This window comes from Nocardia sp. SYP-A9097 (assembly GCF_009649815.1).
Classification (GTDB): Bacteria; Actinomycetota; Actinomycetes; order Mycobacteriales; family Mycobacteriaceae; genus Nocardia.
The window spans coordinates 43,765-54,119 of record NZ_WJIC01000027.1 but is presented as its reverse complement, the minus strand read 5'-3'; the positions used below and the strand labels follow the sequence as shown (position 1 = coordinate 54,119).

Genomic DNA, 10,355 nt, shown 5'->3' with positions numbered 1-10,355 from the left:
GCGGTCAGGCACGGCCGTCGCCGAGGGCCATGCGGACCAGACCGTCCACATCCATGTCCGCGATCGATTCCGGTGCAATCGATTCCAGGTCGTCCGCTGCGGGCCGCGGCGGTTCTCCCAGCCGCAGCAGTGCGTCCAGCAGCCCGGCCGACCGCAGGCGCTGTGGTGAGATCGCCGCCAGCAGGCGGCGCACCGATTCGTCGTCGATGTCTCTGGACGCATCGCCGAGATCGCCTGCCGGCCCGGCCGCGGGGGCCAGGCGCTCGGCGATATACCCCGCCACGGCCTCGGGGGTCGGATGGTCGAAGACGAGGGTCGCGGGCAAACGCAATCCGGTCACCGCGGTCAGCTGGTTGCGCAACTCGACGGCGGTCAGCGAGTCGAATCCGAGCTCCTGGAAGGCTAGTTCCGGATCGACCTCGGCGACCACCGGATACCGGAGCACCCGGGCGACCTTCTCGCGGACGAGGTCCTCCAGCAACGTCTTCCGCTCCTGTGCATCGGCTTCGGTGAGGCGTTGGCGCAGGGTGTTCGCCTCGGCGGCGACGGCGGTGGCCGCCCGCGGCCGGACCACGCCGCGGACGAGCCCCCGCAGCAGAGCGGGTACCTCGGTCGCCGGGCGCTGCCTGCCCAGGTCCAGGCGTACGGGTACCAGCAGTGCCTCGTCCCGCCGCAGTACCTCGTCGAACAGTTCGAGACCCTCGGCGTCGGAGAAGGCCGCCACACCTGCGCGGATGATCCGCCCCCGTCCGGCCTCGTCGAGACTGCCGGTCATCGCACTGCGTCGCTCCCACAGTCCCCACGCGATGGATCGGGCGGGCAGGCCCTGTGCGCGTCTGCTGCCTGCCAGCGCGTCGAGGAACGCATTGGCGGCGGCGTAATTGGCTTGTCCCGCAGTGCCGATGACACCGGCAGCGGAGGAGAACAGCAGAAAGGCGGACAGCGGCAGGCCGCGGGTCAGCTCATGCAGATGCAGGGCGCCGTCGACCTTGGGCCGCAATACCGTGGCGAGACGCTCGGGGGTCAGGGACGGCACGATCCCGTCGTCCAGGACGCCCGCCGCATGCACGACAGCGGTCAGCGGATACGCCGCGGGCACCCGCGCCAAAGCCGCGGCGAGCTGCCCGCGGTCCGCGACATCGCACGCGACGAACTCCGCTTCGGCACCGAGCTCGCCGAGCTCGGCAGCGAGCCCGGCCGCCTCCGGCGTGTCCGGCCCTCGGCGGGCGATCAGCAACAGCCTGCGAATCCCGTACTCGCGCACCAGATGCCGAGCCACCAATCCGCCGAGCACACCGCTCGCGCCGGTGATCAGCACCGTGCCCGACGGGTCGAACGGTGTCACGTTCGCGGCTGCCGCGGGGGCCCGCATCAACCTGGCCGCGAGCACTTCGCCTGCGCGAACGGCGATCTGCGGTTCACCGGCGGCCAGCGCTGCGGGCAGCAGGGCGAGCAGTTCCAGCGGGTCCGCAGCGTCGGCCGATACGAAGCGCTCCGGATATTCGGACTGTGCCGAGCGGATGAGACCGCCGACCGCCGCGCCCGCCAGGTCGGGCGTGCCCGCACCGGGAGACACCTCGACAGCACCGCTCGTCACGAAGACCAGCCGGCTGTCCGCGTACCGATCGTCGACCAGCCACTGCTGGATCAGCACCAGCGCGGCGGCCGTCATGGTGTGCACCGACGCGGAATCCACTCCAGCGGAGCGACATTCGATGAGGACCACGTCCGGCACCGGGGCGCCCCGGTCGATCGCGGCGCCGAGGGCAGCGAGATCGGCAAAGGTATCCGGGAGCACTGCGAGGGCTCCGAATTCGGTTGTGAGCCGGTCGAAGTCGGCAACAGCACCGGGCGCCTCGGTGGGCGCCTCGGATTCGGCGGCAGGCCGGTCGAATCGGGTCCGGGGATCGACGCCGGCGCTCAGCGGCGCGAGAGCTGCCCACCGGCCGGCGGCGGGTCGTGCTGCGCCGGGCCCGGGCAGCGGTCTCCACTCCACGCGGAACAGGGTGTCGGGGGCGGCGCTGATACGCAGTGCGTCGGTGCGGATCGGGCGGACCGCCAGGGCGGCGACCGAGGCGACCGGTTGCCCGTGGAAGTCGGAGGCGTGGATGGTCACGTCACCATCGGGGTCGAAGGACAGCTGGATCCGCAATTGTGTCGCCCCGGCCGCGTGCAGGCTCACCTGATTCCAGGAGAACGGCACTCGCGCGGTGCCCGGTTCGGGGTCGGCGCCGCCCACCGGCCCCAGCCGGATGCCGTGCAGTGCGGCGTCGAGCAGGGCGGGGTGTATGCCGTAGGAGGCGGCGTCGAGGTCAGCGTTTTCGGGCAGGCGGATCTCGGTGAAGACCTCGTTGCCGCGGCGCCAGGCGGCCCGGACGGCGCGGAAGGCGGGACCGTAGCGGTAGCCGGATTCGCCGAAGCGGTCGTAGAGGTCGTCGATCGGCACCGGCGTGGCGTCCGGTGGCGGCCAGCTCTCGGGTTCGGCGACGGGTGGGACCGCATGCTCGGTCACGGTCCCGGTCGCGTGCCGGAGCCAGCGTGGATCCGGGCCGTCCTCCGGCCGGGAGTGGATGGTCAGCGTGCGTGCGCCGTCCTCGGCGGGTGCCCCTACCCGTATCTGAATGCGCACCGCCCCGGTGCCGGGCAGTACCAGGGGCGCTTCCAGGGTCAGTTCGGCGAGCACGGCGCACCCGGCTTCGGCGGCGGCGCGCAGTGCCAGCTCGACGAACGCCGCACCGGGCAGCAGCACCACATCGGCGATGGCGTGGTCTGCCAGCCATGGGTGGCTATGGACCGACACCCTTCCGCTGCACAGGATCTCACCGGTGTCGGCGACCTCCGCGGCGGCGCCGAGCAGTGGATGGCCTGCCGCGTCCAAGCCCGCCGCGGCCACATCCGCACCGGCTGTCCCGGCGGCGGGCAGCGCCCAGTAGTGGCGATGCCGGAAGGGATAGGTCGGCAGGTCGGTGTGCCGGGCGTCCGGGAAGAGCGCGGGCCAGTTCACCGGGAGTCCGCACGACCACGCCTCGCCGAGGGAGAGCAGCAGCCGGCGCAGGTCGCCCTCGTCTCGGCGCAGGGTGCCGAGGACGGCGCCGTCGTGCCCGGCGGCGTCCAGGGTCTCCTCGATCGGGACGGTCAGTACCGGATGCGGGCTGACCTCGAGGAAGACGGTGTAACCCTGTGCCGACAGGTCGCGCACAGCCGGTTCGAAACCGACTGTGCGACGCAGGTTTTCATACCAGTAACCGGCATCCATGACGCTCGTGTCGAGCCACTCCCCCGTCACCGTGGAATACAGCGGGACGGCGGCGGCGACCGGTGTGATCGTGTCCAGCGCGCGGAGCAGCCCGGACTCGATCGGCTCCACCTGCGCCGAATGCGAGGCGTAGTCCACGTCGATGCGCCGGGCCCGGATGCCGTCGCTGTCGCAGGCGGTGAGCAGCTCGGTGATCGCCGCGGTCTCACCCGAGATGACCACGGCCGCAGGCCCGTTCACCGCGGCGACGGACAGGCGCTCGCCCCACGGTGCGAGCAGCTGCGCTACCTGCGGTAGCGGCAGCGCGATCGAGACCATGCCACCCGATCCGGCGAGTTCGCCGAGCGCGCGGGAGCGCAGGGCCACCACTTTCGCGCCGTCGGCGAGGGACAGGCCGCCCGCGACGACGGCCGCGGCGATCTCGCCCTGGGAGTGGCCGATCACCGCGTCGGGTTCGACGCCGTGCGCGCGCCAGACGGCGGCCAGCGACACCATCACCGCGAACAGCACCGGCTGCACCACATCCACCCGGTCCAGCGGGGCGGCCGAGCGCACCACATCCAGCAGCGACCAGTCGACGTGGGCGGACAGGGCGGCATCGCATTCGGTCATCCGGTCGATGAACACCGGTGATTCGGCGAGGAGATCGCGGGCCATGCCCGCCCATTGGGAGCCCTGACCCGGGAACACGAACACGGTCCGGCCCTCTGCGTCCTGCACGCCGGATACCGTTGCGGGCGTGTCGATTCCGTCGGCCACCGCATGCAGGGCGGCCGCGAGTTCGGTGCAGTCGCCCACCAGTGCCCGGCGATGCGCGAACGCGGTGCGTCCGGCGAGCGCCAGCCCGACGTCGGCGGCGTCGACGCTGCCGTCCGCGTCCAGGTGTTCCCGCAGCCGCACCGCCTGATCCGCCAGCGCTTCCGGGGTGCGGGCGGACAACACCCAGGCCAGTGGTCCGCGCGCTGGATTCCCCTGCGCGACTTCCCATTCCGGCGCCTGCTCCACAACGACGTGCGCGTTGGTGCCGCTGAGTCCGAAGGAGGAGACGGCGGCCCGGCGCGCCCGTCCGGTCTCCGGCCACGGCAGCAATTCGGTCGCGAGGGTGACCGCGCCGGTGTCCCAGTCGACGTGGCTGGTCGGGCGATCGATGTGCAGGGTTCGCGGAACCTGCGCGGCGCGTAGTGCCAGCACCATTTTCATGACCCCGGCCACGCCCGAGGCGGCCTGGGTGTGGCCGATGTTCGATTTGAGCGAGCCGATCAGTACCGGTCGCCCGGCCGGGCGGTCCTGTCCGTAGGTGGCCAGCAGCGCCTGTGCTTCGATCGGGTCGCCGAGGGTGGTGCCGGTGCCGTGCGCCTCGACAACATCGACGTCCGCGGCCGACAGGCCCGCATCGGCGAGCGCGGCCCGGATGACGCGCTGCTGGGACGGACCGTTGGGCGCGGACAGGCCGTTGCTGGCGCCGTCGGAGTTCACGGCGGAGCCGCGGAGCACGGCCAGTACCGGATGCCCGCTGCGGCGGGCGTCGCCGAGGCGTTCGACGAGCAGGACGCCGACGCCCTCGCCCATGCCCATACCGTCGGCGGCCTCGGCGAAGGCCTTGCACCGACCGTCGCCCGCGAGACCGCGCTGGCGGGAGAAGCTCAGGATCGCGCCCGGTGTGGACATCACCGCGACGCCCCCGACCAGCGCGAGCGTGCAGTCGCCGCCGCGCAGTGCGCGGACCGCGGTGTGCAAGGCCACCAGCGAGGACGAGCATGCGGTGTCGACGGTGAGAGCGGGGCCTTCGAGTCCGAAGGTGTAGGCGATGCGACCGGAGACGATGCTCGGTGCGCTGCCGGTGAGCAGGTGGCCCTCACCCTGCCCGGATCTGGCGACGGCGGCACCGTAGTCGCCGTAGTTGACACCGACGTAGACGCCGGTCCGGGAGCCGCGCAGCGCGTCGGGGTCCAGGCCCGCGCGTTCCATTGCCTCCCAGGAGGTTTCGAGCAGCAGTCGCTGCTGCGGGTCCATAGCGACGGCCTCGCGTGGCGAGATGCCGAAGAAGCCTGCGTCGAATTCGCCTGCGTCGGAGAGGAATCCGCCGTGCTGCGTGGTCGTTGTGCCAGGATGGTCGGGGTCCGGATCGTAAAGCTCCTCCGCCGCCGGCCAGCCGCGGTCGGCCGGGAAACCGCAGACCGTATCGCCGCCCTCGTACAGCAGCTGCCACAACTTCTCCGGCGTGTCGATCCCGCCCGGCAGGCGGCAGCTCATCGCTATGATCGCGATCAGGTCATCGTCCGCCGCGGCCGGCATCTCCGGGGTCCAGGTGGGCACCGAACGCATGGAATCGGTTGTCCGCGTGCCGAACAGCTCAGTGTCGAGGTGTGCGGCGAGCGCGGTGGACGACGGGTGATCGAAGACGAGCGAGGAGGGCAGTCGCAGCCCGGTGGCGGTATTGAGCCGATTGCGCAGTTCGACGGCGGTCAGCGAGGCGAAGCCCAGCTCCTGGAATGCCTTGCCCGGCGGCACTTGTCGCGGCGAGTCGTGGCCGAGCACCGCGGCCGCCTGGGCACGGACCAGGTCGAGCAGGGCCCGTGTGCGCTCGGCGGCGGGAAGGCCGTCCAGCCGCCGGCGCAGTGGCGCCGCCACCGAATCCGGCGATTCGGCCGGTGCGCCCTGCAGCGCGCTGCGGGCCTCGGGAATGCTCTGCAGCAGCGCGCTGGACCGGTGCGAGGCGAAGACGGGGGCGAACCGTTCCCAGTCCACATCGGCCACCGCCAGGACGGTCTCGTCGTCGTCGAGGATCTGCTGCAGAGCGGCGATGGCGGTGCGCGGATTCATGCGGCGCAGGCCGTGCTCGTCGAGTTTGAACAGATCGGCGTCCGGGGATGCGCCGGGTTCACCGGTCTGCCAGACGCCCCAGTCGACGGTGGTCGCGGTCAGTCCGCGGGCGCGGCGGTGCTGGGCCAGCGCGTGCAGGTAGGCGTTGCCCGCGGCGTAGGCCCCGTGGTCCCCGCTGCCCCAGAGGCCGGCGATCGAGGAGATCAGGACGAAGGCGTCGAGGTCCCGGTCCAGCAGCGCGTCCAGGTGCGCGGCGCCGGCGGCCTTGGCCGCCACCACGTCGGCGAATGCTCCGATCGGGGCGGTCGCGAGCGGCGCGAGGGCGATGAACGCGGCGGCGTGCACCACAGCGGTGACCGGCGTGCCCTGTGCGTCGAGGTCGGCGAGCAGCCGCTCGACCTGGTCACGGTCGGCGAGGTCACAGACGGGCATGCTCAGCCGGGCGCCGTGCGCGGTGAGGTCTGCACGCAATCGCTCGGCGGTGGGTGCGTCCGCGCCACGCCGGCCCGGCAGCACCAGATGCTCGGCGCCGCCGCGGGCCAGCCAGCGGGCGAGATGCCCGCCCACGGCCCCGGTGCCGCCGGTCAACAGGACTGTGCCACGCGGACGCCAGGGGCGGCGATCCGGACCTTCGAGCCCACCCGGTGCGGCGTCGCCGTCCGCCGCGACCGCGTGAGCTGTCACCGGCCGGGGGGCGTGCACCAGCCTTCGGGCGAACAATCCGCTCGACCGGAGTGCGAGCTGATCTTCGCCCGCCACATCGCCCGCCCCGCTCAGGGCAGCGCCGAATCGCAACCGGGCGAGTTCATCCGGTTGCGGCGGCAGATCGAGCAGGCCGCCCCAGCGCTGCGGCTGCTCCAGGGCGGCCACCAGGCCGGTGCCCCAGACCATCGCCTGCCGGGGAGCGGTGAGCGGATCCGCGGCGCCGGTGGTGACCGCGCCGGTGCTCACGCACCACAGCGGGGTTGCCCAACCGAGATCGCACAGCGCTTGCAGCAGAGCGATAGTCAGCGCGGTACCGGCGGGCAGGGCCGGATACCCCGGGTGCGGGTGCTCGGCGATGGCCAGCAGGGAGACGATGCCGGTCGGCGCGTCACGGCCGGCTCCGCGGGCGCCGGTCCGCTCGAGGTCAGCGAGGCGGGCAGCGGCCGACTCGCGGTCGGCGTCCGTGTCGGCGAGTTCGACGTGGTCGACCTCGGCGCCGATTTCGGTCAGGGTGCGCGTAATCCATTGGGCGTGAGGCGATTCACTCTCCCCGGCAGGCAGCACGAGCAGCCACCGGCCGGTGAGTACCGCGGCCGGCGGGTCGGCGAGCCGACGCCACGCGATGCGATAGCGCAGTGGATCGGCGGGTTCGCCGCGGCCCCGGCGCCAGGCCTCGAGCGCGGGGAGCACCTTGGCGAGCGGTTCGGCATCCACCGCGAGCACCCTGGCCAGCTCGTCCGGGTCGCCGCGATCGACGAGATCCCAGAAGCCGTTGTCGGCGGGTGTGCCGGCGTCGCCGGCCGGCTCGGCGGGTTCCGGCCAGAACCGCCGTTCCTGGAAAGGGTAGGTGGGCAGTACGACCGCGCGGGCGCCCGCGAAAGCTGTTGTCCAGTCGACGGTTACGCCGCGCGTCCAGAGCACGGCGGCGGAGGTCAGCACCTGCCGCAGGTCGCCTTCGCCGCGTCGCAGGGTGCCCGTCACCGCCGCGGTGTGCAGGCCCGCGGCTTCCAAGGTGTCCTGGATCGGCACGGTCAGGACGGGGTGCGGCGAGGCCTCGACGAACACATCGTGCCCCGCTCGCGCCAGATCGCGGATGGCAGCGTCGAACCGGACTGTGCTGCGCAGGTTGCGATACCAGTAGTCGGCGTTCATCTCGGCGGTGTCCAGCCGCTCGCCGGTGACGGTGGAGAACAGCGGGATACGGCCGGACCGCGGTGCGATATCGGCGAGCGCCGTCCGCAGCTCATCCCCGATCGCTTCGACCTGGGCCGAATGCGAGGCGTAGTCGACAGGCACCGTTGTCGCGCGCACGCCGCGCTCACCGCAGCGGGCGACCAACTCGGCGAGCGCATCCGGATCACCGGAGACGACGACCGCGGCGGGACCGTTCACGGCCGCGACCGCGAGCCGACCGGTCCAGGGCGCGATCTCCGCCTCGGCGTCTTCCTGCCCGAGCGCCACGGCGACCATCCCGCCCCGCCCGGCGAGCGCCCCGATCGCACGACTGCGCAGCGCGACCACCTTCGCGCCGTCCGCCGGCGAGAGCCCGCCCGCCACCACCGCGGCCGCGATCTCCCCCTGGCTGTGCCCCACGACCGCAGCGGGCTCGACTCCCCAGGAGCGCCACAGCGCCGCGAGGGAAACCATCATCGCGAACAACGCGGGCTGCACGACATCGACCCGCTCGAGCGACGGTGCACCGGCAGCACCGCACAGCACGTCGGTCAGCGACCAGTCCACCAGCCCGGTCAGCGCCTGTTCGCACTCGGCGATCGAGGCCGCGAAAACCGGTGATTCGGCGAGCAGGGCACGGGCCATACCGTCCCACTGGGCCCCCTGGCCCGGGAACACCAGCACAGTCCCGCCGACGTTCGAATCAGTCTCGCCGACAACGATATTCGACGGCGCGGCCGGTCCGGTGCGCACGGGGTCCAGGTCGCGGGCCAGCGCACCGAGACCGGCGAGCAGCTCGGCGCGGTCCGCGGCGATCACGGTGGCCCGGTGTTCGAAGGCCGTGCGGGTGGTGGCCAGCGAGAACCCGATATCGGCCAGGCCCTGGACCGGGTCGGCCGACAAGAACCCGGCCAGCCGCACCGCCTGATCACGCAGCGCGGCCGGAGTCCGGCCGGCCAGTGCGTAGGGAGCGACCGGCGGATGCGACCGGGCGCCGCCGGGTTCGGGGTCGGGCGCTTGTTCGAGGATCACGTGGGCGTTGGTGCCGCTCATGCCGAACGCCGAAATTCCGGCGCGCCTGGGCCTTTCGGCCCGGGGCCACGGTCGGTCCTCGGTGAGCAGCCGGACATTGCCGCCCGACCAGTCGACGTGGGTGGTGGGCTCGGTGATGTGCAGGGAGCGCGGCAGCACGCCGTGTTCGAGAGCCAGGACGGTTTTGATGACCCCGGCCACCCCGGCCGCGGCCTGGGTGTGCCCGATGTTCGATTTCAGGGAGCCGAGCCACAGCGGCCGGTCTTCGGGCCGATCCTGGCCGTAGGTGGCCAGCAGCGCGTCGGCTTCGATGGGATCGCCGAGAGTGGTTCCGGTGCCGTGCGCTTCGACGGCGTCCACGTCGGCGGCGGTGAGTCCGGCGTCGGCGAGCGCTGCGCGCAGCAGGCGTTGCTGGGAGGGGCCGTTCGGGGCGGTCAGGCCGTTGCTGGCGCCGTCCTGGTTCAGGGCCGAACCGCGGATCACGGCCAGCACCGGATGCCCGTTGCGGTGGGCGTCCGAAAGCCGTTCCAGCAGAAGGACACCGACGCCCTCACCCCAGCCGGTGCCGTCCGCGGTGGCCGAGAACGCCTTGCAGCGGCCGTCGGCGGACATCGCGCCCTGCCTGCCGAATTCGGCGTAGACCAGCGGCAGCGACATCACGGTGACGCCCGCGGCCAGGGCCAGCGTGCATTCGCGCCGGCGCAGCGCCTGCGTGGCCAGATGCACGCCGACGAGTGAGGACGAGCATGCGGTGTCCACCGTCAGCGCCGGTCCCTCGAGTCCGAGCGCATACGACACCCGGCCCGCCAGCACACTCATCGAATTGCCGGTGACGATGAAGTTCCGTACCGCTTCGGGAGCGGCCAGAGCCACCTGGGCGTACCCCTGGTCGACGGCCGCGGCGTAAATGCCGGTGGCAGTGCCGCGCAGGGCCGCCGGATCGATACCGGCCCGCTCGACGGCCTCCCAGACGGTGGTCAGCAGGAGTCGCTGCTGTGGATCCATCGCGGTCGCCTCGTGCGGGGAGACGGCGAAGAACGCGGCGTCGAAGTCGGCGACCCCGTCGATGAAGGCGCCGCGGCAGGACACATTGCCCGCGCTGAGCGATGCGATATCCCACCCGCGGTCCTGCGGCACCGTGGTCGTCGTGTCGCGGCCCTCGGCCAGTAGCTCCCACAGTTGTTCGGGCGTGCGTACCCCGCCGGGGAAGCGGCAGCCCATGGCGACGATCGCGATCGGTTCGTGCCCGGCGGCCTCGGCCTCGGCAAGTTGCCGGCGGGTGCGCTGCAGGTCGATGGTGACCCGATTCAGGTACTCACGAAGCTTCTGCTCGGTCACCGTGCTCCTCCGATACGTCCGGGACCAC

General features: G+C 72.3%; 1 protein-coding gene. It reads right to left on the bottom strand.

The features are described 5' to 3' along the window. Positions 1-4 precede the first annotated feature (4 nt). Positions 5-10,327, bottom strand: coding sequence for a type I polyketide synthase (locus GFY24_RS33565; RefSeq protein ID WP_309231647.1), 10,323 nt, complete (start codon positions 10,325-10,327; stop codon positions 5-7). Positions 10,328-10,355 lie beyond the last annotated feature (28 nt).